The sequence below is a fragment of the Microbacterium helvum genome, assembly GCF_014779795.1.
GTDB lineage: Bacteria > Actinomycetota > Actinomycetes > Actinomycetales > Microbacteriaceae > Microbacterium > Microbacterium helvum.
On the sequence record NZ_JACXZS010000006.1, the window covers coordinates 1 to 24,556 of the forward strand.

Annotated in this window: 19 protein-coding genes; 14 read left to right on the forward strand and 5 right to left on the reverse strand. The window is 70.4% G+C overall.

Annotation, left to right across the window (positions count from 1 at the left end; genetic code table 11):
• The first annotated feature begins 133 nt into the window (after positions 1-133).
• The 5 genes from IF188_RS10175 to IF188_RS10195 are packed head-to-tail and all read left to right on the forward strand — an operon-like array spanning position 134 to position 3,898.
• Positions 134-460 (forward strand): hypothetical protein, encoded by a 327-nt coding sequence (locus IF188_RS10175; protein ID WP_191171693.1) that lies wholly within the window; start codon positions 134-136, stop codon positions 458-460.
• Between the two features lie 28 nt (positions 461-488).
• Positions 489-1,862 (forward strand): hypothetical protein, encoded by a 1,374-nt coding sequence (locus tag IF188_RS10180; protein WP_191171694.1) that lies wholly within the window; start codon positions 489-491, stop codon positions 1,860-1,862.
• Between the two features lie 10 nt (positions 1,863-1,872).
• Positions 1,873-2,469, forward strand: a complete 597-nt coding sequence (locus IF188_RS10185; RefSeq protein ID WP_191171695.1) for a hypothetical protein — start codon at positions 1,873-1,875, stop codon at positions 2,467-2,469.
• The gene (locus tag IF188_RS10190) at positions 2,466-3,008 is read left to right on the forward strand and encodes a hypothetical protein (protein ID WP_191171696.1); all 543 of its coding nucleotides are present in this window, start codon (positions 2,466-2,468) and stop codon (positions 3,006-3,008) included. Before IF188_RS10185 ends, IF188_RS10190 begins: the two co-directional genes overlap by 4 nt.
• Positions 3,005-3,898: a hypothetical protein gene (locus tag IF188_RS10195; protein ID WP_191171697.1), complete on the forward strand. Its 894-nt coding sequence runs from the start codon at positions 3,005-3,007 to the stop codon at positions 3,896-3,898. Before IF188_RS10190 ends, IF188_RS10195 begins: the two co-directional genes overlap by 4 nt.
• Before the next feature lie 53 nt (positions 3,899-3,951).
• On the opposite strand, the gene mmsB is transcribed toward IF188_RS10195, so the two are convergent.
• Positions 3,952-4,851: a 3-hydroxyisobutyrate dehydrogenase gene (gene mmsB, locus IF188_RS10200; protein ID WP_191171698.1), complete on the reverse strand. Its 900-nt coding sequence runs from the start codon at positions 4,849-4,851 to the stop codon at positions 3,952-3,954.
• 47 nt (positions 4,852-4,898) lie between these two features.
• Complete coding sequence (locus IF188_RS10205) at positions 4,899-6,080, reverse strand: acyl-CoA dehydrogenase family protein (protein ID WP_191171699.1); 1,182 nt, start codon at positions 6,078-6,080, stop codon at positions 4,899-4,901.
• Between the two features lie 244 nt (positions 6,081-6,324).
• Here IF188_RS10205 and IF188_RS10210 point away from each other — a divergent pair, with 244 nt between their 5' ends.
• The 5 genes from IF188_RS10210 (at position 6,325) to IF188_RS10230 (ending at position 14,479) form a co-directional block, all read left to right on the forward strand.
• Complete coding sequence (locus tag IF188_RS10210; RefSeq protein WP_191171700.1) at positions 6,325-8,004, forward strand: choice-of-anchor I family protein; 1,680 nt, start codon at positions 6,325-6,327, stop codon at positions 8,002-8,004.
• A 125-nt stretch (positions 8,005-8,129) separates the two neighbouring features.
• Positions 8,130-10,025, forward strand: coding sequence for a hypothetical protein (locus IF188_RS10215; protein WP_191171701.1), 1,896 nt, complete (start codon positions 8,130-8,132; stop codon positions 10,023-10,025).
• A gap of 47 nt (positions 10,026-10,072) precedes the next feature.
• Positions 10,073-11,077 (forward strand): acetylxylan esterase, encoded by a 1,005-nt coding sequence (locus IF188_RS10220; RefSeq protein ID WP_191171702.1) that lies wholly within the window; start codon positions 10,073-10,075, stop codon positions 11,075-11,077.
• Positions 11,074-13,119 (forward strand): glycoside hydrolase family 36 protein, encoded by a 2,046-nt coding sequence (locus tag IF188_RS20535; RefSeq protein WP_191171703.1) that lies wholly within the window; start codon positions 11,074-11,076, stop codon positions 13,117-13,119. The genes IF188_RS10220 and IF188_RS20535 overlap by 4 nt, the downstream gene beginning before the upstream one ends.
• A 55-nt stretch (positions 13,120-13,174) precedes the next feature.
• Complete coding sequence (locus IF188_RS10230; protein ID WP_191171704.1) at positions 13,175-14,479, forward strand: FAD-dependent oxidoreductase; 1,305 nt, start codon at positions 13,175-13,177, stop codon at positions 14,477-14,479.
• A gap of 52 nt (positions 14,480-14,531) precedes the next feature.
• Here the strand turns inward: IF188_RS10230 and IF188_RS10235 are convergent, their stop codons facing one another.
• From IF188_RS10235 to IF188_RS10245, 3 genes are read right to left on the reverse strand one after another with little or no spacing between them, the layout of a single operon-like run.
• A complete protein-coding gene (locus tag IF188_RS10235) occupies positions 14,532-16,352 on the reverse strand; it encodes a heparinase II/III domain-containing protein (protein WP_191171705.1) in 1,821 nt (606 codons plus the stop codon).
• 35 nt (positions 16,353-16,387) lie between these two features.
• A complete protein-coding gene (locus IF188_RS10240) occupies positions 16,388-18,649 on the reverse strand; it encodes a family 78 glycoside hydrolase catalytic domain (protein WP_224751720.1) in 2,262 nt (753 codons plus the stop codon).
• A gap of 38 nt (positions 18,650-18,687) precedes the next feature.
• Positions 18,688-19,704: a hydroxyacid dehydrogenase gene (locus IF188_RS10245; RefSeq protein WP_191171707.1), complete on the reverse strand. Its 1,017-nt coding sequence runs from the start codon at positions 19,702-19,704 to the stop codon at positions 18,688-18,690.
• Positions 19,705-19,892: 188 nt separating this feature from the next.
• Here IF188_RS10245 and IF188_RS10250 point away from each other — a divergent pair, with 188 nt between their 5' ends.
• The 4 genes from IF188_RS10250 (at position 19,893) to IF188_RS10265 (ending at position 24,537) form a co-directional block, all read left to right on the forward strand.
• Complete coding sequence (locus tag IF188_RS10250) at positions 19,893-21,029, forward strand: substrate-binding domain-containing protein (RefSeq protein WP_191171708.1); 1,137 nt, start codon at positions 19,893-19,895, stop codon at positions 21,027-21,029.
• 142 nt (positions 21,030-21,171) lie between these two features.
• The gene (locus IF188_RS10255) at positions 21,172-22,566 is read left to right on the forward strand and encodes an ABC transporter substrate-binding protein (protein WP_191171709.1); all 1,395 of its coding nucleotides are present in this window, start codon (positions 21,172-21,174) and stop codon (positions 22,564-22,566) included.
• 67 nt (positions 22,567-22,633) lie between these two features.
• Complete coding sequence (locus IF188_RS10260) at positions 22,634-23,599, forward strand: carbohydrate ABC transporter permease (RefSeq protein WP_318152858.1); 966 nt, start codon at positions 22,634-22,636, stop codon at positions 23,597-23,599.
• Positions 23,596-24,537 carry a carbohydrate ABC transporter permease gene (locus tag IF188_RS10265; RefSeq protein WP_224751721.1) on the forward strand — a complete coding sequence of 314 codons (942 nt, stop codon included), beginning with the start codon at positions 23,596-23,598 and terminating at the stop codon, positions 24,535-24,537. The genes IF188_RS10260 and IF188_RS10265 overlap by 4 nt, the downstream gene beginning before the upstream one ends.
• The last annotated feature ends 19 nt before the right edge of the window (positions 24,538-24,556 follow it).

Here is a 24,556-nt window from a genome sequence, read left to right on the forward strand (position 1 = left end):
AGTCGCTGCGCAAGATGATGCAGGCGATCAAGGACACCGACCAGGCTCTCGCCGGCAACTGACACTGTTCGGGTGGATGCCGGCGGCCGCGGCCGCCGGCATCCACCTCTCCATCTCAAGAGGGGCACGCGCAATGGCCGACGTCTACGTCAAGGTCGATCACCTCAACCGGCTGAACGGCTCGCTGAAGCAGATCATCGTGGAGTTCGAGGACGCCGCGAAGAACACCGATCTGCTGCAGTCGCTCATCGGGCACCCCGACGGGCGCGACGGGCTCTACAAGCGCACGCACGACTTCGAGGGCGGCTGGAACGACCGCCGCAAGCAGCTTCTCGAGAAGCTCACCAACATCCAGGCCTCCGTCGAGGCGACCTGCAAGGGGTGGGAGGACTTCGACCTCGAGCTCTCGCGCGATCTCGCCGTGCAGGAGTCCGACCCCGCCAACCTCCCCGTCCACTGAAGCCGCCGCGCCCCTTGAAAGAGACACGATGACGATCCACACCGACAAAGGACACCGCGTCCACGTGATCGAAGGCGACGCCCAGGGGATCATCAGCCGGGGCAACGAGATCTCGCGCCTCGGCGGGCAGATGATCGGCGCCGCCGGACTGCTCGAGGCCGTCGCCGACGGCGCCACCGAGGAACGCGGCCGGTCGATCACCCGCATCAAGGACGAAGTGGGCGACGCGCACAAGGATCTGCGCAAGGCCGGCGAACGGTACAAGCCCACCGGCACGGCCATGACGGCCTACGGCAACTCGCTGAGCGAGGTGCAGGCGAAGCTGCGCCCCCTCGTCGCCGAGATCGAAGAGGCCAAGCGCAGCCTCGACGCCAAGAACGAGGCGGCGCAGGAGGCCCAGCGCACCGCCGACCAGTCGGCCGACTACGACCCCGAGGACTCGGCGGCCAAGAGCACGGCCGACGCCGACCGCTGGGAGGCCCGCGAGGCCGGGATCGCGGCGGGGAACGCGTACACCTACCTGCACAACCTGCTCGACGACTTCGACGGTCAGTGGCAGGTCTGGGACGAGGCCTACGACAAGGCCCTCGGCGACGTCACCGACGCCACGCACGGCAACGTCAGCGACCGGTGGGTCGACGACATCGCCGACTTCGTCGAGATCGTCGTCGAGATCATCGGCTACGTCGGGATCGTCGTCGCGATCGCGGCGCTCGTCATCGGCGGTCCGATCGTCGCGCTCATCGGCACCGTGCTCGCGGTGATCGCGCTCGTCGGGACGGTGCTGCTGATGTTCGCCGATCGGGCGGACGGCGGCGATCTGGCGTGGGCCATCGTCGGCGTCCTGCCGTTCGGACGCCTCGGCCAGTTCTTCAAGGCGGGCTCCCGCGCGCAGGGCTTCAAGTTCCTCGCGGGCCCGATCTTCGAGATCACCGACTCGATCAGCGACATCCGGCGCCTGCGCGGCATCCGGGTCGCCGTCGAGGCCGTCGGCGAGGGTCGCGGGCTCGGCCAGGTCGCGCGTGCCGGGCTGGCCTCGCGCGTGGCCGACACGTTCTCGGGCTTCCGCTGGCGCGACCTCATGTCTCGCTCGACCTTCATCGAGAACGCGCGGCGTGGCGGCGGTGCGTGGACGATGAACATCGCCGACGAGTTCGCCGACTTCAGCCGCCACCACACCGACATCATCCGCGACGTGACCAACGTCGCTCACCTCGACGACTTCGTCGCCCGCGGCCAGGAGGTGTTCAACAAGGGCCAGTACGCGATGCACGGCCTCGACTTCGGCGCCAAGCTGACCACGCTGGGCCACGACATCGCGGGCGGCATCACGAGCCGCCTCGAGAAGCCGTACCAGCCGCCCGCCGAGCTCGACAGGTGGCGCGAGCAGCTCGCCGCGTAACGTGGAGTCGATGAATACCGCACCGCGCCCGGTCCCGGACTACCGTCTGCTGCTGCCCGACGGGTGGGAGGAGCTTCCTGCCGACCGCAGCGGCGTCGAGGAGCTCATCCGTCGCACCTCGGCGGTGTTCCGGTCGGCGCACCGGCCCGACCTCGACGGCCAGCTGCGGATCATGCTCGAGAGCGCGTACCGCAAGATGCAGCAGAGCGGGATCTTCGCCCTCTACCTGCAGACCACCGCGCGCGAGGTGCCGCTGCCGATGTCGATCGTCGCGTCGACCGCCACAGGCCAGCTCGGCGGCACTCTCGACCGCCAGGTGGCCAAGCTGTTCCGCGAGAACGACGCGCAGTTCCTCACCGACGACCGGTCGATCGTGCGGTGGGAGGCCACCGCGGGCGCGAACGCCGAGATCGACGGCACCACCGCGCACCTCGTCGACTACCTCATCCCTGTGCCGGGCACCGGCCGCCGCAAGGCACTGCAGTTCACGACGACCATCCCGCTGCCGCCGGACGCCGGTGACGACGCCCGCGTGGTGGTCGACGGCCTCATCCACCTGAGCGACCTGCTCATCAGCACCTTCACGTGGGAGCAGAGCCCGGAATGATCGCGTACCAGCTCGACTACGACGCGAAGGTCTGGCTGCCGGTGCCCGACGGCGCCGACGAATCGTGGGGCGACGATGTCGTCGCCCACTACGCCGAAGGCCTGGGCGGCATGTCGCCCGAGCTCGACGCCGCGCTGCGGCGCGTCGCGCTGACCGCGGCCGCCCTGCGCACCGACCTCACCGGCCAGCTGCTGCTGTTCTGCCCGCCTGCCCTGGCGCCGGTGATCGGCGTGGCAGGCATCCAGGTGCTCGAAGACACCGCGACAGATCTCGACGAAGCCGTCGCCGCCGACGTCACCGCCGTGCTGCTGCCCAATGTCGAGACGCTCGAGGACGCGTACTGGGGCGAGGGCCGCCGCGCTGCCGTGGTGACCGCGTCGGCCGAGCCCGGCATCGAGGGCGGGCGCTTCAACTACGCGTTCCGGCGCGGCGACACGCTGCTGGTCGCCACGGCGATCGCCGACAGGATCCCGTACGCGACGTCGATGCTCGCGTACAGCGACAAGCTGGTGACCTCGGTCCGGCTGGAGGAAGCATGAGTCTCGACCAACTCGCCGCCGATGCGGCCCGGACGGCGTCGATCGAGCCGACGACCCCGGTGCGCGAAGTCGCCAGGGCGGTGCAGGCCCCTCTCGTCGCCGCGCTCGACAGCGGCGCCGCTGACGCCATCGCCCGCGTCGACCGCGAGTTCGCCGCACGCGTGGAGCCGTGGGAGCGCCGTGGCGAACCGGAAGCGCCCCGCGTCCGCACGCTGACTCCGTGGCCGGACGTCGCGGCCTGGCTCGTGCTGGCATGGTCCATGGGTTCCGCAGCCGGCGCGGGGCGGCTGACCGGCGGCACGGCGATCAACAGCCTCGAGGTTGTGGCGCCCACGGTGCTCATCTGCTCGGTGATCGCCGCGGTGCTGCTCATCGTCGGCGCCGTCGCCGCGCAGCGTGAGCGCGAGGTGCTGCTCGCCCAGCGGGTGAACGCGTCGGCCGTGACGCGATCCGGCTCGCTGTGGATCAGCGTGATCCTCTCGGTCGTGGCGACCGTCGGCATGATCGTGCGCCTCGTGACCGACGAGGCGACCGGCATCGCGATCGCCGCGACGGTCGCGGCGGCGGCGGTCCTCGTGCTCTCGACCGTGCTCGCCATCGCCGGCAGCAAGCTCGCGAACGCCGGGGTGTCGGGCGGCAAGCTGATTCCCCGAACCCCCGGGACGACCAGCGGTGCGCAGCGGAACGAGGCCATCAGCGCGTCCGAAGACGCCCGCGATCAGGCCGCTGCGGCTCTCGAGGCGGTGCCGGCGGCGCTCCAGGACGAGATCGCCTCGGCGTACGCGTCGGGCGTCCGCGAGGTGACCGGACGCCGCATCCTTCCCCGCGCCGCCGAGAAGCGGCTGAAGCCGGCCGACTGGATCGCCGCCCGCTACGACGTCGAGCTCTGATCCGCGCCGGCGCCGTCACGCGCTGCCGGCGCGGTCCGGCGCTCGCGGCGCGGTCAGGCGCTCTCGGCGCGGATCGACTCGATGATGCCCGAGAAGTCGCGGCCTGCTCCTTCGCCTGCGGCGTAGTCCCGGTAGATCTGCCGCGCGAGCATGCCCATGCGCGCCTCGACACCCGTCGCGTCGATGGCGTGCTCGGCCAGCCCGAGGTCCTTGTTCATGAGCGCGCCCGCGAAGCCCGGCAGGTAGTCGCGGTTGGCGGGGCTCGTCGGCACCGGGCCCGGCACCGGGCAGTTCGTGGTGAGCGCCCAGCACTGCCCTGACGCGTTGGAGGCCACGTCGAACAGCGCCTGGTGCGACAGCCCCAGCCGCTCCCCCAGGACGAACGCCTCGGCGACGGCGATCTGCGAGACCGCGAGGATCATGTTGTTGCACACCTTGGCAGCCTGACCGAGCCCCGGCCCGCCGCAGTGCACGATGCGCCGGCCCATGGCCTGCAGCAGCGGTTCGGCCGCCGCGAAGTCGTCGTCCGAGCCGCCGACCATGAACGCGAGCGTCGCGTTCTCGGCTCCCACGACGCCGCCCGACACCGGCGCGTCGAGTGAGCGGTGACCGGCCGCGGCCGCGAGCGCGTGCGCGGCTCGGGCCTCGTCGACGGCGATGGTCGAGCAGTCGATGAACAGCGCAGTGGATGCCGCCACCTCGAGCAGTCCGGCAGCATCGGCGGTCCCGCGGTAGGCGTCGAGCACCTGCGCCCCGGTCTGGAACATCGTGATGACGACGTCGGCGGAGGTGGCGGCATCCACTCCCGATCCGGCGGTCGTGAGTCCGGCTTCTCCCGCGGCCGAGACGGCGGCGGGCGAGACGTCGAACCCGACGACGTCATGGCCGGAGGCGGCGAGGTTCTTCGCCATGGGCAGGCCCATGTGGCCGAGTCCCAGGAATGCGATCTTCATGTCGACCTTCTTCGTCGCTGAGTCCGTCGGTTCATCGCCCGTCCGCGTCAGCCGCCGAGCAGCTGGCGGCCGATGATCACACGCATGATCTCATTGGTGCCCTCGAGGATCTGGTGCACGCGCAGGTCGCGCACCACCTTCTCGATGCCGTAGTCGTGCAGGTAGCCGTAGCCGCCGTGCAGCTGCAGGGCCTGGTTGGCGACTGTGAAGCCGGCGTCGGTCGCGAAGCGCTTCGCCATCGCGCACTGCATGGATGCGTCGGGGCTCTTGGCGTCGAGCGCCGCCGCGGCATCGCGCACGAGGGCGCGGGCAGCCCGCAGCTCGGTGGCCATGTCGGCGAGCGCGAACACGACGGCCTGCTTCTCGGCGAGCGGCTCGCCGAATGTGAAACGCTCGTGCACGTAGGTCACGGCGCGGTCGAGCGCCCACTGCGCCCCGCCGAGCGAACAGGCGGCGATGTTGATCCGGCCGCCGTCGAGCGCCGACATCGCGATCTTGAAGCCCTGGCCCAACTCGCCCAGGATGCTCGAGGCGGGCACCCGCACCTCGTCGAGGATCACCTGACGGGTGGGCTGGGCGTTCCAGCCCATCTTGTGCTCGAGAGCGCCGAACGACAGCCCCTCTGCGTCGGCGGGAACGAGGAACGCCGTGATGCCGCGGGCGCCGGCGTCCGCATCGGTGCGCGCCATCACGATGTAGACCGCAGCCTCGCCGCCGCCCGAGATGAACTGCTTGACACCGGTCAGCACATAGTCGTCACCCGACCGGACGGCACCGGTGGCGATGGCGGCGGCATCCGATCCGGCGCCAGGCTCGGTCAGGCAGTAGCTGCCGAAGCCCGACATCGAGGTGAGCAGCGGCAGCCACGCGCCGCGCTGCGCCGCATTGCCGTAGATGTCGATCATCCACGCCACCATGTTGTGGATCGAGATGTATGCCGCGATCGCAGGGTCGCCCTGCGCGAGCTCCTCGAAGATGGCCGCCGCGTCCGACCGCGACAGCCCGGTGCCGCCGACGTCCTCCCGGACGTAGATCCCGCCGAGTCCGAGGTCCCCGGCGCGGCCCAGAGTCTCTCGCGGAAAGTGCGATTGCGCGTCCCACTCCAGCGCGTGCGGCGCGAGCTCGGTCTGCGCGAAGTCATGCACCGCCTCGAGGATCGCCGCGCGCTCCTCCGCGGTGAGGCTCGGCGTGCCGAGGGTCGGGGTCAGCGGAGAGATCGTGGTCACCATTGCTCCTTCTCGAGATCGGGATCCGCCTTTGTGAGGCATCCTGATCAACGCGATCGTGCCGACATTGGCACAGTGGTGATTTTACATGGACTTCCTTGTATCTGTTCGGAATTCCAGAGACTGGTGGATGCCGCATCCGTTCGCTCCGCGTTCACCCGGATGACACCCGACGTCGATAGTCACGGAGTGCGCGTCTTCCGCGCACCCGACCCCCTGTGCTCACTCGACTCCGACAAGGAACCCGATGCCTTCACGCGCCTCACGTCGCGCCGGCGCCGTCGCCGCCACCGCGGTGGCCGTCTGCGCCCTCACCCTCACGCCGCTCGCCGCCCAGGCGGCGATCGTGCCCGACCCGATCTCGTACTCCGCCGACGACGCCGCACTGTCGCTGGCCCCCATCGGCACATTCGAGACCGGAGCGTTCGATCAGTCGGCGTCCGAGATCGTCGCCGCGTACGGCGACCGCCTGTTCGTGGTCAACGCGCTGGCAAGCTCCGTCAGCGTCCTGGACTACTCCGACCCGTCCGCCATGGTCAAGGAGTTCGCACTGAGCTCGGACGGCGTCGCCAACTCCGTCGCCGTGCGCGCCGACGGCCTCGGTGTCGTCGCGTTCGAGTCGACGACGAAGACCGATGCCGGCCATCTCGTGTTCTTCGACGCGCGCGCGAAGGATGCCGCCGCCGCCGTGCTCGGGACGGTCCAGGTCGGCGCACTGCCCGACATGGTGACGATCACGCCCGACGGCAAGTACGCGCTCGTCGCCAACGAGGGTGAGCCCGCCGAGGACTTCTCGGTCGACCCCGAGGGCTCGGTCAGCGTCGTGAAGCTGCCGCAGAAGGTGGCCGCGGCATCCCAGAAGGACGTCAAGACGGCCGACTTCCACGCCTACGAGGCCGGCGGCGGCAAGGCGCTGCCGGACGGTGTGCGCGTGTTCGGCCCGACGCCGCACGGCGACGACCACCCGGTGAGCCGCAACCTCGAGCCCGAGTACATCGCCGTCGACGGCAACAACGCGTACGTCGCCCTGCAAGAGGCGAACGCCATCGCGGTCGTCCAGATCCCGAGCGCTCGCGCCACCGACATCCTGCCGCTCGGCGCGAAGGACCTCGGGCTCGCGCAGAACGCGCTCGACCCGAGCGACAAGGACAAGGCGTTCTCGCTGCGGACGTACGAGGGATTGAAGGGCCTGTTCATGCCCGACGGCATCCAGTCCTACACCGCCGGCGGCACGACCTACCTCGTCACCGCGAACGAGGGCGACGCCCGCGAGTGGGGCGACTACAGCGAGGTCTCGCGCGCGAAGTCGATCGCGAAGGACGGCTACGGGCCGGTGTGCGCCGACAGCCCGCTCGCGCCGTTCCTCGGTGACGCCGACCTCGGCCGCCTGAACGTCACGATCGAGAACGGCTTCGACGCCGCAGCAGGCTGCTACCGCGAGCTGTACGCCTTCGGCGGCCGTTCGTTCTCGATCTGGGGCACCGACGGCACGCTCGTGTTCGATTCGGGCTCGCAGTTCGAGGCGCTCACCGCCGCCGCGATCCCCGGCTTCGTCAACTCGAACCACACCGAGTCGAACCTCGAGGGCCGCAGCGACGACAAGGGCCCCGAGCCCGAGGGCGTCGCGCTCGGCGAGGTGGACGGCCGCACGTACGCGTTCGTCGGCTTCGAGCGCGTCGGCGGCATCGCGGTCTTCGACATCACCGACCCGACGGCATCCCGCTTCGTGACGTACGTCAACAACCGCGACTTCTCGGTGTCGGTCGAGGACGGCGGCGACCTCGCTGCGGCCGGCGACCTCGGTCCCGAGGGCGTCGCGTTCATCCCGGCAGCGCAGTCGACCACGGGCACGCCGCTGCTCGCGGTGGGCAACGAGGTGTCGGGCACGACCACGCTGTTCGAGATCACGGCGCTCGTCGGGCGCTGATCGTCATGCCGCGAGGCCCCGTCGGTGTCGGCCGGCGGGGCCCTTCGCATCCCGCATGCCGAGTCCGATGATCGAATCTGATCGGGGAGTAGACTAAATCCACTGAATTGAAATAGGCTCGTCGCGTGATCGCCGTCGATGCACCCCGTCCCGCCGACCCCCTCCATACCGCGGACCCGCTCTGCCTGGACGCCGCCCGCCGCGCGGGAGACGCGCGGTACGACCCCGATCTGGATCTGCTGCTGTCACCGGCGAAGCCCAACCCGATCCACACCCGGATCGTCACGGGATCTGCGCACCCGCCGCGCGAGAGCCTGTCGTACGCGCTCGCGCTGCTGGAACTCGATCGCGCCGGCGACCGCAGCATCGACGGTGAGTCCCGTGCCGCACGCGCCGCGCGCGTCATCGGCGCCGTCCTCGCACTGCAGGACACCGACCCGACGAGCGACACCTACGGGCTCTGGCCCTACTGGGCCGAAGAACCGCTCGCCGAGATGAGCCCGCCGGACTGGAACTGGGCCGACTTCCACGGCGAGGTGCTCTCGCTCATCCTGCTGCGTCACGCCGACCTGCTGGATGCGGACGCGCGCGAGCGCACCCGAGCGGGGCTGGGGCACGCGGCACGCTCGATCATCCGCCGCGACGTCGACCTCGACTACACGAACATCGCTGTCAAAGGCACCTTCGTCACGCTCGCGGCGGGCGCCCTGCTGGGCGATCCGGCCTTCGAGGAGTATGGCCGCGAACGACTGCGCCGGCTGCACGCTCGGCTGACCGCCGTCGGAAGCTTCGCCGAGTTCAACTCCCCGACCTATTGGCACGTCGTGATGCAGGCGCTCACCGCCACCCGTCAGTACTTCGACGACCCCGGCATCACGCCGCTCGCCGCCGACCTCGAGCGCCTCGCGTGGCAGCACTTCCTCGCGCGCTGGCACCCCGCCACCGGACAGCTCACCGGCCCGATGGCCCGCTGCTACGAGACCGATCTGCGAGGCACCCCGGGTGTGCTGCTGGTACTGCAGCGTGTCGCGCCCGAGACCTGGACGCGGCTCACCGCCGACACGCTGGCACCCAATGTCCACGTCGCACCGGACGCGGTCATCGACTACCGCATCCCCGACGACCTCCGTCCGCTCCTGGACGAGGTCGCTCCCCCGGCCACCGGGCACGAGACGTTCTCCGACACGCATTACATCGACGGGCAGGTTGCGGGGATCTCGGCGGCAGCGGCCGCCGGCATCCCCTCACTCGTCCTGCCGACCACGGGCACGAGCTGGCGGGACGGCGCCCTGACGCTGGGCACTGTGAACTTCGGCGATACCTGGCTGCAGCGCCGACCGCTGCTGGGCTTCTGGGCCGAACCCGGCGACGACCCGCTCGACCCCGCGACGCCCGCCCGGCATGTCGGCGTCGAGGTCCTGCGCGACGGCCACGGCTTCGCCGGCGGCTCGTTCAGCGCCGCTCAGAACGGCGGCGACGTGCTGTGGGCGGTGTCGCTCGCCACACCCTCGGGCGACGCGCACATCCACCTCGACGCGATCGCCGCCGGGGAGGCCGTGCCGACCCGCGAACTGCTCGTGCGGTTCTGGATCCGCGGGGTCGATCCCGCCGCGGTGCGGGTCGACGGCATCGCTCCCGGCGCGCCCTCGTCCTTCGATCGCGCACGCCGCGTCGAGGTGCGCACCGCGGGCGTCTGGATCGAATGGTCGCTCGCCGACGCCCGCTTCGACGGCCAGGAGCGCACCGCACGCGTCCGCGTGGGCGATTCCGGCATCGAGATCGAGGTGCTCTGGCTCGGCGTCGACGCCCCGCGTGCCCTCGTCGTCGACGCACTCGACACGACGTTGGCGGCCGGCCGGCTGCGCATGGCCGCCGAACCGCAGGAGGATGCCGCGACGACCGCATCCCTCTCGTCCGATGCCGTCGAACTCGCGACCGCCGGACTGCGCCTGATCGCGCCGGTGCTCCCGGGCTCACGCCTCGAGCACGCGCGCATCGCGAGGCGCAACCTCTCCCGCTGACACGACACCCCGCCGACCCCCGCACCCGCGCACACCGAAGGATCACGATGGCCCAGTTCGACATGCCTCTGGAAGACCTCGAGGCATACCGCCCTACCCCCGAAGAACCCGATGACTTCGACGCGTTCTGGCGCGAGACCCTCGAGTTCTCGCGCGGGCACGGCCAGGCCGTGTTCACGCGCGTGCCATCCCCGCTGACGCAGCTGATCGTCGAAGACGTCACGTTCCCTGGATTCGGCGGCCACCCGATCAAGGGCTGGTTCCTGCGGCACCCTGAGGTGGTGCGCGGCACGGTGGTGCAGTTCATCGGATACAGCGGCGGCCGCGGCCTGCCCGAGCAGTGGACGATGCTGCCGAGCGCCGGGTACGCCGTGCTGGTCATGGACAGCCGCGGTCAGGGCAACGGCGGCTCCGCCGCGGCGACGCCCGACCCGGTGGGCAGCGGCCCGTCGATCGCGGGGCGCATGAGCGCCGGCATCGAGGACCCGCACACCTATTACTACCGACGGCTGTTCACCGACGCGGCGTGCGCGGTCGACGCAGCCCGCAGCCACCCCGCTGTCGACCCCGCGAAAGTCGTGGTCGCGGGCGGCAGTCAGGGCGGCGGCATCGCGGTCGCCGCTGCGGGGCTCAGCGAGGGACTCGCGGGCGCGATGGTCGATGTGCCGTTCCTCAGCCACTTCCGCCGCGCGCTGCGCATCACCGACGCGATGCCGTACAACGAGCTCGCCCGCTACCTGCAGACCCGCCGGGGTGATGAGGAGGACGTCTTCCGCGTGCTCTCGTACTTCGACGGCGTCAATTTCGCGGCCCGCGCCACCGCACCCGCACTGTACTCGGTCGCGCTGTACGACAACGTGTGCCCGCCGTCGACCGTCTACGCGCAGTACAACCGCTACGCGGGAGACAAGCAGATCGCCGTCTACCCGTACAACGGGCACGAGGGCGGGCAGTGGACGCAGTCGCTGCGTCACCTCGCGTTCCTCGACGGGCTTTTCCCGGTGGATGCCGCTGCCCCGGCCGTCGCAGCTGCGGTCGTCGCAACGCCGTGAGGCTCGAGTGGTCGGCGGGCGATCTGACGCTCGCGTTCTCGTCGAGCCCGGACGCACCCGTCCAGCTCACTCGTCTCTCGGCCGGCGGCGGACCGTCGGCCGTGCGTGCGCACGCGCTCGTCGACGTCTTCACGGCGACCGAACAGCGGGCTCGCACGAGTCAGGCGTTCATACGCTCGGCCGTCGGCGAGCGCCTGCGGCGCGTCGATCACGAGATGGATGCCGCCTGTCTGCGCATCCGCCAGCACGATGTCACCGGCGGAGTAGAGGTCGTGACGACGCTGCGCGCTTTCGGCGCCGGTTCCGCCGTGCAGTGGACGCACACGGTGCGCAACCTCGGACCGCGCCCGCTCACGCTCACCGCTGTGAGCTCGCTGGTGCTCGAACTCGCCGACCGCTCCGACGTGCGAGTGCTGTGGGGCGAGAGCGAATGGCTCGCCGAGGGTCGCTGGCACGACCGGCGGCTGGCCGAGGTGCTGCCCGGCCTCGCGCTCGACGCGCACGGCCAGGACGGCCGCGGCCGCTTCGCGCGCTCGAGCCACGGCTCGTGGTCGAGCGGCGAGTTCCTGCCCACGGCGGCCCTCGTCCGCGAGGGCGGCCCGTCGCTGGCGTGGCAGCTCGAGACGAGCGCCGGGTGGAGCTGGGAGCTCGCGCAGACGCACGAGTCGGTGACGCTCAGCGCGAGCGGCCCCGGCGACTTCGAGCACCAGTTCGCCCAGCGCCTCGACCCCGGTGGCGCCTTCACCACGATCCCGGTGGGGCTGGCCGTCGCGAACGGCGGGATGGATGCCGTCATCGCCGCACTCTCGGGCTATCGCCGCGCGCTGCGCCACCGCCGGCCGATCGACGACGAACTGCCCGTCATCTACAACGACTACATGAACACGCTCATGGGTCAGCCGTCGACCGAGGCGCTGCTGCCGCTGATCGACGCCGCTGCGGACGCCGGTGCCGAGCTGTTCTGCATCGACGCGGGCTGGTTCACCGACGCGTCGGACTACTGGCGGGCGATCGGCGACTGGCGGGAGGCGCCGACACGGTTCACCGGCGGTCTGCGCGCGGTGATCGACGCCGTCCACACCCGCGGCATGCGCTCGGGACTGTGGCTCGAACCCGAGATCGTCGGCGTCGAGTCGCCTGTCGCCGACCTGCTCCCCGACGAGGCGTTCTTCCGCCGGTTCGGCGAACGCGTCGTCGAGGACCACCGCTTCCACCTCGACCTGCGGCATCCCGCCGCCCGCGCGCACCTGGACGAGACGGTCGACCGGCTGGTCGCCGAGTTCGGCGTCGGGTATTTCAAGCTCGACTACAACATCAACCCGGGCGTCGGAACCGAGGACGAGGCGGCCGCCGCCGGTGCGGGACTGCTCGGCCACACCCGCGCGCTGCGGGACTGGCTGCTCGGGGTGCAGGAGCGCCACCCCGAGGTCGTGTTCGAGAACTGCGCATCCGGCGCGATGCGCGCGGACTACGCGCTGCTCTCGGTCGCCCACCTGCAGTCGACGAGCGACCAGCAGGACTTCCGCCGCTACGCGCCGATCGCGGCGTCGGCGCCCGCGAACGTGCTGCCCGAACAGGCGGGCAACTGGGCCTACCCCACCGAGACGATGACCGACGCCGAGACGGCGTACACGCTTGTCAGTGGCCTGGCCGGACGCCTCATGCTGTCGGGCTTCCTGCCCGACCTGCGACCGGAGCAGCGTGAACTGGTGACCGAGGCCGTCGCGATGTATCGAGGCTGGCGGGACCGGCTGACGCTCGCCGTGCCGGCTTGGCCTCTCGGACTGCCCGGGTGGGACGACGACGTCGTCGCGCTGGCACTGCGCGCCCCGGAAGAGACGCTGGTGTGCGTGTGGTCCCGCGGCGACGGCGGCGAGATCGTCGTCCCCGGCCTCACGGTTCTCCCGCGCACGACGTTCCCTGAGACGGCTCAGGACTGGACGGCCTCGGCGTCACCCGCAGGACTGGCCCTCGGCATCCCGTCGGGCACCACCGCGCGCGCGTTCATCGTGCCCCACGCGGCCCGGCCCGACCGCTTCTGACCGTTCCGCCTTCCGACCGCATGCCCACCGCACCTCCCGACGCAGAATGAGACCCATGCCCACCGATTCGTCCGCCGCCGCCCCTGCCTCCGCACCCGGCCTCGACGCCGACGTGCTCGTCGTCGGCGGCGGTCCCGCGGGAGTGAGCGCCGCGGTTCAGGCCGCGCGCGCCGGCGCCCGCACGATCCTGCTCGAGAAGAACGGCATGCTCGGCGGCACCACCACGACCGCCGGCATCAACTTCCCGGGGCTGTTCCACGCGTGGGGCGAGCAGGTGATCGCCGGCATCGGCTGGGACATGGTGCGCGCGGCCGTCGAGCTCGAAGGCGCCGAGCTTCCGGACTTCTCGCGAACCGACCTGCCCCACTGGCGGCTGCAGATCCGCGTGAACGCGCCGCTGTATGCGGCGGTGCTGAGCGAGACGGTGGCGCAGTCCGGCGTCGAGCTGCGCCTGCACTCGATGCTCGCCGAGCTGGCGTGGCAGGGAGAGGAGTGGCACGCGACGATCGCCGGAAAGGAGGGTCTGCAGCGCGTACGGGTGGCGCGGGTGATCGACTGCTCCGGAGACGCGGATGCCGTCGGCCTCGCCGGTCTGGAGCGCCACCGCAACGAGGCACGGCAGCCGGGCACCTACGCGATCATGCTCGGCGGGTACGACCCCGACGCCCTCGACTACGACGCCCTGAACCTCGAGTTCGACCGGGCATTGGAAGAGGGCCGCATCCTGCCGTCCGACTTCGGAGCGCACGGCCGCGTGCTGGAGCCGTTCCTGCGCAAGCGCGGCGACAATGCGATCCACCTGGTGGGCGTGGACGGAGCGACTTCGAAGGGCCGGACCGATGCCGAGACGGCGGGCCGTGCTGCACTGCTGCGCATCTACCGCTTCCTGAAGCCGCTGCCCGGCCTGGAGGAGCTGACCGTGACGTACGGAGCCACCGAGGTCGGCGTGCGTGAGAGCTGCACGATCGAGGGCCTGCGCCGCCTCACCGGCGAGGATTACCTGAGCGGCCGCGTGTGGGACGACGCGGTGTGCTTCAGCTACTACCCCATCGACATCCACCGCCCCGACGGCAACGGCATCGCCAAGACCTATCTCGAGGAGGGGCGCGTGGCCACCATCCCGCTGTCGGCGATGATCCCCGCCGGAAACCGCCACTTGATCGTCGCGGGCCGGTGCATCGCCGGCGACCAGGAGGCCAACTCCGCCTACCGCGTGCAGGCGACGGCGATGGCGACCGGCCAGGCCGCCGGAGCCGCAGCCGCTCTGTCGGCTGCCCGCGGCACCGCGATCGACGACGTGCCGCTCGACGAGCTGCGCGCCCTGCTCCGCGAGCACGGCGCGATCGTCCCACAGCCCTGAGCCCACGGCGTGCGGCCACGGCGTCTGCCGGAGTCGCACGCCGCGATCGGGGTCAGGGGGTGACGACCTCGATCGTCACGACGCATTCGGCGGCGACATCCACCGTCGAGAGGTCCAGCGCGAAGGCGGTCGCCGGCTCGTCCTCGTGCGTGCGGTACTCCAGCGTGGCCAGGCGCGGCGTCCAGCGCGTCGCATCCCAGCTCAGCCGCACGGCCGACCGCTCGCCCAGGATGATCGCGCCGTCCGCCTCGAGCGCGATCGGGAACAGCGACACTAGGCGGTCGACGAACTCGAGCGGGGCGGATGCCGCGAACCGGTCCCGCACCTGCATCGTCGGGCCCCGGAATCGCAGTTCTCGCGTCAGCTCCTGCAGCTCCGGCACGTCGTACCCGGCCCGCAGGTCGAGCGTGAGCTCGGCGCCCTCCGGCGCGACCGACACCCGCTCCACGAGGGCACGTGCGTGCGGTCCGTGATGCTGACGCACTCCCCCGACGATGGGCACGCTGTGTCCGTGCGACCCGGCCGTGGGCACTCCGTAGCGATACTCCTCGAGGAAGTAGCGCCCGTCGTAGAGGCCCATGCCGAGCTCTGAGAGCAGCGGTTCGCCGGCAACAGCGAACACGAATGAGCCGAGATCGTTGTGGTTGTGCGGCTCGGCGTTGTTCCCGCCCTTCGCCGCGAACCCGACCTCGACGCTATCGCCGCCGATCTCGGCCATCCGCCGCGCGACGAGCCACTCGGCGTCAGCCAACCAGCGATCGGGGGCGAGCGGCAGATCGGCGTCGGGCGCGGCATCCCGCGCCCAGACGAACGTGCGCACCAGCAGACCCCAGTTGTGCGAGGTCTCGGGCTGCTCGGCCCACAGCTCCACGGGCGCGTGCGGCACCGTCGGATCGCGACGCTCGAGGAACGTCACCATCGCCGGCGACACGAGACCGAACGCGGCCGAGTCCGAGAACGCCGCCACCGCCCGGCCGCCGAGCGACACCTGCGCTGCGAAACCCGCGATGATCGCCGCCTTGTCGGCGCTCCATCGGTCGGTGCCCGCCCAGAGGTCGACCCCGCGGCTCTGGCGCAGCGCCTCGGCGTACATCACGAAGTGGCCGAAGCCGTAGCTCCAGTAGTTCAGGCCCTCGACGCACACGCCGTCGTCGCCGTAGCCGTCCATCATGGCGCCCATCGCGGCGGTGCAGCGGTCGAGGATCGCGTCGAGCCCTGACGCGTCGAGGTGCAGCGCCGCGATGCCAACGCCTGCGGCGCACACACCCGACCAGTTCGTCTCGACCGTCTCCCAGAACCACACGCGCTCGCGGAACGGCGTGAACACGCGCCGTTCGACCTCGCGCTCGATCCGGGCGCGCACCAGCGGGTGCAGGCGTCCCTCGAGCAGGTTCGCGATCTCGGCGAGGAAGAATGCGGTCTCAGCCGAGAACAGGTCGATGATCTCGTCGTGCGGCACCTCGGGGTGCGGCGCCGACAGCTCGGGGATGTGCGCCGGCAGCGCCCACGCGTACTCGTCGCAGATCGCCCAGATCGCGTCCTCGGCTTCACTGATCGGCACCTCATCGCTGAGCAGCGCGCCGATCGCTGCGGCATACAGCCGGCGCCGGCGGTCGAAGTATGCGTTCTGGAACGCCATCCGGTCGTCGTCGACGTCGAACCGCCGGTACAGCGCGAACCCGAGAGCCGGGATGGGCGTGTCGATCGCGTCGAGTGCGCGGCGCAGGATGCGGTCGGCGGATGCCGCCACCCGGGCGTTCGGGATCGGCCGGCGCCACAGCGCCGGGTCGCGACCCTCGGCGAAGACGGCGGCGGGGCCGGTGGGGGCGACGGCGGTGGCGGATGCGGCATCGGGGCCGGCGGGGGCGTTCATCGGTTCTCCTGCTCTACGGGGGGGGGTGATCTGCGCTACGGGGTGAGGGCCTCGCGGAAGACATGGCGTCCCGCCGCGACACGGTGCGCGGCGGTGCCGGACGGCAGCTGCACGACTGCGGTCACCCCGTCGGGGATGAGGGTGTCGAGCACGAACTCGCCGTCGGCGATCCGCCACGACACCTCGATGCGCCCGAACGGTGACACGTGCGCCGCGGCGGCGCGGGTGAGACCGCCGCCGGGGACCGGCGCAATACGCACCTCGCGCCACCCCGGCGCCGCCGGGGCGAGTCCCGCGACCCGACGGTGCAGCCAGTCCGCGACCGCACCGAGCGCATAGTGGTTGAACGACGTCATCTCGCCCGGGTTGATCGTGCCGTCCGGCAGCATCGAGTCCCAGCGCTCCCACACGGTCGTGGCGCCCATGGTGATCGGATAGAGCCACGACGGACACTCCCGCTGCTGCAGCATGCGGTAGGCGGAGTCGGCGTGCCCGGTATCGGTCAGGGCGTCGAGGATGAGAGGGGTGCCGACGAACCCGGTCGCGACGTGGAAGCCGGCTTCACGGACGAGCTCGTCGAGGCGATCGCCGGCGCGGCCGCGATGATCGGCAGGCAGCAGGTCCCATTGCAGGGCCAGGGCGTAGACGGTCTGAGCATCGCTGCGGATGCGGCCGCCGGCATCCACATACTCCCGCTGAAATGCCGCCACGGTCTCGGCGTGCAGCGCTCCGTATCGCTCGGCCTCGGCGTCACGGCCGAGCACCCGGGCGGACCGCGCGCAGATCCACGCCGAGCGCGCGAGATGAGCGGTGGCGATCACGCCGGGATCGGCTTTCGCAGCCTCGGGGTCATCGGGCGGCGCGGCGGGATCGAGCCAGTCGCCGAACTGCGGACTCCCCTCCCACAGCCGAGAGGGCCCGGCGAGGTCGGCCACCAGGTCGGTCCACGCCGTCATCGACGCGAACTGGCGCTCGAGGATCGCCGGGTCGCCGGAGGTCTCGTACAAGGTCCACGGCACGATGGTGGCGGCATCGCCCCAGGCGGCGCGTGGTTCGTGCCAGAACCGCAGTACGTCGGGCACCACGAGCGGGACGGTGCCGTCGGGCAGCTGCTCGGCGGCGAGGTCGGCCAGCCACGACGACAGGAATCCGGTCACGTCGCTGAGGAACGCGGCGGTGGGGCCGAAGACCTGGATGTCGCCCGTCCAGCCGAGCCGCTCGTCGCGCTGCGGGCAGTCCGTCGGGACATCGACGAAGTTGCCGCGCATGCTCCACACCACGTTCTCATGGAGGCGCTCGATCATCGGATCGTCGCACGAGAACCACCCGATGCGCTCCAGGTCGCTCGACACCACGGCCGCCGTGGCGTCGGCGGCGTCGAGCTCGTCGAGCCCGCTCATCTCGGCGTAGCGGAATCCGTGGAAGGTGAAGCGAGGCTCGAGCACGACCTCGTCGGCCGCCGCCAGCACGTACGAGTCGGTCGCCTTCGCCGAGCGCAGCGGACGCACGCCGAGCTCGCCGTCCTCGAGAATCTCAGCGTGACGGATCACGATCTCCTGCCCGTCTCGGGGCGCCCGCACGGTGAGCCGCACCCAGCCGACGAGATTCTGGCCGAAGTCGACGAGGAGCCTTCCGCTCGGCGAGCGGAACACCCGCTCGGCGGGCCGCTCCATGACTGTCCGGACCGGGGCGCTCCGGGGCGTCACGAGCCGGTCGAGCGGGTACTGGACGGGCGCCACCGGCACGGGGTCGCCGTCGGGACGGCGCAGGTCGCGGCGTTCGCCGTCGTAGAGGTCATCCGACAGGATGCCGGTGGCCCGTGCCGTCCAGGACTCGTCGGTCACGATGCGCTCCGTTACCCCGTCCGCGTACTCGAGGTCGAGCTGCGCGAGCAGCGCCAGCCGATCACCGTACAGATCGCGGCGCTGCTCCCATGTCAGCTTGCCGCGGTACCATCCGTTGCCGAGCACCCCGCGGATCGTGTTGCGCCCGGTGCGCAGCATCGCGGTGACGTCGTCGCTGTGGAACCGCAGCCGATGATCGTACGCCGTCCACCCCGGAGCGAGGATCCGGTCGCTGGACCGCACACCGTTGACGGTCAGGTCGTAGGCGCCGAGCGCGCTGACATGCAGGGTCGCGCGCACGAGCCCGTCGCGAACATCGACCTCGCGCGTGAGCGCCGGCGCCGGGTCGTCGAGGCCGTGTCCGACGGACGGACCGATGAACGCGGCATTGCTCACGAACGGATGGATGCCTGCCGCAGAGGTCGAAGGGATCGTCAGAGCGTCGGTGGTCATCATGGTCCTCAGAGGGGCGTCGTCAACAGTCAAACAGGTCAGGCGGTGATCGCGAACTGCTGTGCGGTGAGCGGATACCGCAGCGGCTCGCCCGCTGCCAGTCGCGCCACCTCGCCGATCGCCTCGGTTCCCAGGCGCGGCACCTCATTGCCGACCGAACCCGCCAGATGCGGGGTGAGCACGACGTTGGGCAGGTCCCAGAGCGGCGACTCCACCGGCAGCACATCGGGCTCGGTGACATCGAGCACGGCGTCGATGCGGCCGGTCTGCAGCTCGGCGACGAGCGCGTCCTGATCGACCAGTACGCCGCGGGCCGTGTTGATGAACACCGCACCGTCGCGCATCCGCCGCAGCTGCGCCGCGCCGATCATGCCCTCGGTCTCAGGAAGATGCGGAGCATGGAGCGAGACCACGTCGCACGTGGCGAACAGCTCGTCGAGCTCGACCTTGGTCGCTCCCAGCCGCGCGGCGTCGTCTGCGTCGAGGTACGGGTCGTAGACACGCACGTCGAAGTCGAAGGGCCGCAGCAGGTCGAGCAGCCGGCGCCCGATCTTCGACGCACCCACGATGCCGACTCGCGCGCCGAAGGCACCGCCCGTGAGCGAGTCGATCGGGAAGCCCGTCCGCGCCGCACGGTACTCGCGCTCGGCGCGGAACACCGTCTTCGCCGACAGCAGGATCATCGCCAGCGAGTACTCCGCCACGGGGCGCCCGTTCTGCTCGGCCTGCGACGACACGGCGATGCCCCGGGCGAACACGCTCTCGTCGACGAGGAAGCGGACGGTGCCCGCCGCGTGCACGATCGCGCGCAGCTCAGGCGCGTGCTCGACCCACGCCCCGCTCTGCGCGTACGTGCCCCAGCCGGTGAGTACGATGTCGGCGTCACGCAGCCGCTCGTGCGCGAGCGGAGTGTCGAGCACCCCGTCGGCGGGACTCACCGTGACATCGGCGAGGGCCAGCAGGTGCTGCCACGCGCTCTGGGTGAACAGCCGCTCCCGGAACCGAGGCGGGATCGCCACCAGGACGCGGGGACGCAGGGCGCCGGAATTGCTCATCGGGGTCGTGCCTATCCTCATCGATCTGTGTCCCGGAGCCGATCGTGATCGCACGGCGTCCCCGGTCCTGTCATTGTGAGCGCGGTGATCGCTTGCGACCAATGTTCCGTCGACAGATGGTCGAATTTGATCGCCTGTGACAGACTTCCGGCATTCGACAGACCGGCAACCGACAGAGAGGTCAGCCCGTGTTCAAGGACGCCCGCCACGCCGTCATCCTGCGTCAGCTCCGCCTGCGGGGGACCGTGACGACGGACCAGCTCGCCGACGAGCTCGGGGTCTCGGTGATCTCGATCCGCCGTGATCTGCGCGACCTGGAGCAGCAGGGTCAGCTGCGACGCGTGCATGGCGGCGCCACGGTGCCACGCCGGATCGTTCGTGAAGAGAGCCCGCTCGAGACCGCCGCGATCGGCCTGAACCCCGCCAGCTCACGCCCGGATGCCCCGCTCGCGGTCATCGGCCTCATCGTTCCCGGGTCGGAGTACTACTTCGGCGACATCATCAAGGGCGCCGCGCACGCAGCCAAGATCGCCGGCATCCGGCTGATCCTCGGCGTGACGCACTACTCGACCGAGAAGGAGCTCGGCATGGTGCGCCACCTCGCCGAGCTCGGCGCCGAGGCCATCATCTTCACGCCCTCGAACCACGACCTGACGGTGCCTGCGGTGCACGCGCTGCTGACCGATCCACCGGCACCGATCGTGCTGATGGAGCGGCGGAACGCCCGCACGGCCGACGCGCCAGCCCTCGACAGCGTGCGCACCGACCACGCCCTCGGGGCCGAGCTGGCCGTGCGGCACCTGCACAGCATGGGCAAGCGCCGCATCGCGCTGATGGCCTTCCCGAACGCGACCGCGCCGCACCTGCAGGAGGGCTACGCCGCGGCGATCGCGGATCTCGGCCTCGAGCCCGTCGAGGTCGATCTGCAGCTGAGCGAGAAGCAGGTCGGAGAGTGGGCGGCCGACCCCGACCGCTTCGCCGGCGCCTACCTCGACCTCGCCGAGGAGCAGGGCGTCGACGGGCTGCTCGTGAACCCCGACATGCACGCCGTGTCGCTCGCCCGCCTGCTCGTCAGCCGCGGCCGGGAGGTCCCCGGCGACGTCGCACTGGTGGCCTACGACGACGTCATCGCGGAGCTGTGCGAAGTGCCGATGTCGGCGGTCGCGCCGGCGAAGTTCGACCTCGGTGCGAACGCCGTGGGGCTCGCGCTGCAGCGCATCAAGGCACTGGCCGAGGGTCGCGCACTCGCGACGGTGCACTCCACTCTGGTGCCGAAGCTCAACGTCCGCGACGTCCACGAGGGTGCGCTGATCACCCTCGCGTGACCGCCAGATGATCGACCCTGATCGTTTGACGGGGTATTGACCGGATTCGTTTGACCGGGCATCGGGCGGGTTGCAGACTCGCGTCAGTCGGGCTGCGATCGTGTCGCATCCGACCGCACCCGCCCCTACGAAGGAGTAGAAGATGTCCACCCGATCCCTGCGCTCCGGCATCGTCTTGCTGGCTGTGGGCGCCGTCGCGCTGGCCGGCTGCGCCAGCTCCGCAGCCCCGCAGCCCGCCGCGACCTACGACCCCGACGCCGAGGTCACGATCTCGGTCGACGGGATGCCGGCGGCCGATCAGCCCGAGCAGCTCAAGGCTTTCAACGACCGCGTCGACAAGTTCGAGGCCGAGTACCCCAACATCACGATCGAAGGCAGCGAGAACGGCTGGAACACCTCGACGTTCGCCGCGCAGCTCGCCGGTGGCACGCTGCCGACGACCGTGGCCGTGCCGTACACCGAGATCGCCAACATCATCCGCAACGGGCAGGCGGCCGACATCACCGACTATCTCGACGACCAGTCGCTCGAGGTGGATCAGCTGAACCCGGCGCTCCTGACCATCGCGCAGGACGACGACGGCCGGACCTACGGCGTCCCCAAAGAGGCGTACTCGATGACCGTCTTCTATAACCGAGACCTCTATGAGCAGGCCGGCCTCGACCCCGAGACGCCCCCCACGACATGGGACGAGGTGCGCGAGAACGCCGAGAAGATCACCAAGGCGACCGGAGTCGCCGGGTTCTCGATCCCGACGACCGCCAACCACGGCGGCTGGATGCTCACCGCGATGAGCTACGGCATGGGCTCCACGCTCGAAGACCTCGACGGCAAGAAGGTCACGGCGACCGTCGACAACGACGCGACCGCCGAGGCGCTGCAGCTCATCAGCGACATGCAGTGGAAGGACGGCACCTTCGCCAAGAACTTCCTGCTGAAGTACGAAGAGGTCGCGGCGGAGTTCGCCGCCGGCAAGGTCGCGCAGTTCGTCGGCATGGGCAGTTCGTACACGTTCAACCAGTTCGTGCGGGTCAACGGCATGGACTCCGACGCGATCGGCATGGGCGTGCTCCCGCAGACCAAGGACGGCCTGGGCACGCTCGGCGGCGGCGCGATCCAGATCATCAGCCCGAAGGCGACACCCAACCAGATCGCCGCGGCTCTCAAGTGGATCAGCTTCACCACGTTCAATCAGTACTTCCACGAGGACGTCGCAGTCACCGGCGCCAAGGCCGCAGCGGCCGCGGGCAACGTCATCGGGGCGCCATCGACGCCGATCGTGTCGGACGAGGTCTACGACCAGTACCTCGGCTGGATCGGCGACTACATCAACATCGACCGCGACCACTTCCAGTCGTTCTTCGACGAGCGGGACGCGCAGCCCGTTCTGCCCGAGCCGAAGGTCGCCGCGCAGCAGATCTACGCGACGCTGGATGCCGCCATTCAGAGCGTGCTCACCGACGAGAACGCCGACATCGACGCGATCCTCAAGGATGCGCAGTCGCAGGCCGAGTCGCTGATCGCCTCGGAGGGATGACCCGGTCGGTGTGCGGGCGAGGGCTGCGCTCCTCGCCCGCACACCGGCGTGACAGAAAGGAATGGCCGTGGCATTGCTGACACTGCCCCCCGAGCAGCTCGAGCTGCCACCGGATCCGCCCCCGGCCCACCGGCGACGCACGTTCGCGGTCCGCGCACGCAACTGGTTCCGCGGCGGCGGCCTGTCGGCGGTCCTCTTCGCCGTGCCGACGCTCATCGCCTTCACCTACTTCGCATGGTGGCCGATCGCGCAGAGCGTGCTGATCAGCCTGCAGAAGACGAACCTCGTCACCGAGCCGATCTGGATCGGCTTCCAGAACTTCGAAGCCGTGCTCGCCGATCCGCTGCTGGGCACCGCGATCCGCAATACCAGCTGGTATGTGCTGCTCGCACTGGTGTTCGGGTTCGCCGTGCCCGTGATCTACGGCGTGCTGATCGCCGAGCTCGGACGCTGGCGTATGACGGCCAGCGTGCTCGCCTACATCCCCGTGATCATCCCGCCCGTCGTTGCCACGCTGCTGTGGAAGCAGTTCTACAGTGCGGAGCCGACCGGCGTTTTCAACACCATCGCCGGCTGGTTCGGCGCCGGCCCGTTCGCCTGGCTGCAGGACGCTGCCCTGGCGATGCCGAGCATCGTGCTCCAGACCACGTGGGCGGGCTTCGGCGGGACCACGCTCGTCTACATCGCCGCCATGGCGTCCGTGCCGCGCGAGCTGTACGAGGCGGCCGAGGTCGATGGTGCGGGCGTGCGCCGACGAATCTGGCACGTCACGCTGCCACACCTGCGCGGAGTCATGCTGCTCATGCTGCTGCTGCAGATCATCGGCACGTTCCAGCTGTTCACAGAGCCCTACGTGATGACCGGCGGTGGCCCGGCGAACAGCACCCTCACACTGCTGATGCTGATCTACCGCTACGCATTCGTGTACGCCGACTTCGGCAAGGCGACCGCACTCAGCCTGCTGCTGGCGGTCGCACTGTGCCTGCTCTCGGCCGTGTACCTCTGGGCGACTCGGAAATGGAGCAAGGTATGAGCGCCACGCAGACCCTCATCGCGCGTGCCGCCGAGCGTCGCGCGGAACGCAAGCGGGACGACGCCGGTCGTGGAATCGTCTCGACGCTCGATCTGCAGCGCACCCGCACCCGGGTCGGGCTGGTCGTCATCGCCGTGCTGGCGCTCGCCGTGCTGGCGATCGCATCGCTCGGTCCGCTGCTGTGGCTCGCCAAGTCCTCGGTGTCGACCACGCAGGACATCCTGACCGATCCCTTCGGCTGGTGGCCCAGCGGCATCCAGTGGCACAACCTCTCCGAGGCCTGGACCCGGCTCGGCATCGGCGGGTACTTCCTCAACACGATCTGGGTCGTGCTCGGCTGCTGGTTCTTCGGCCTGCTCGTCGCCCTCACGGGCGCCTACACGATCGCGATTCTCAAGCCCAAGTGGGCGCCGCTGCTCTCGGGCGCCGTCCTGGTCACGCTGTTCATCCCCGGCGTGGTGTCGCTCGTGGCCCTGTACGTGACGGTGCTCGACCTGCCGCTCGTGCACCTCAACCTCATCAACACGTTCTGGGCGGTGTGGCTGCCGAGCGCGGCGAACGCGTTCAACATCATGCTGCTCAGCCGCGTGTTCGCCGGGCTTCCGCAGGACATCTTCGAGGCCGCACGCATCGACGGCGCGAGCAATCTGCGGATCTTCTGGTCGATCCTGATCCCGATGGCGCGTCCGACGCTGGGCGTGGTGTCGCTGCTCACGGTGGTCGGCGCCTGGAAGGAGTTCCTCTGGCCTCTGCTGGTGCTGCCCGACCCGTCGCTCCAGCCGCTGTCGGTCGGGATCCAGAAAGTCGCCGGAACGAACGATCTCGCGCTGGTGCTCGCAGGAATGTTCATCTCGGTGATCCTGCCGCTGGTGATGTTCCTCTGCTTCCGCCGGCAGTTCCTCGACAACGCCGGGCTGGGCGGCGCGATCAAGGGATAGTCCCACCCCACGGCACCAT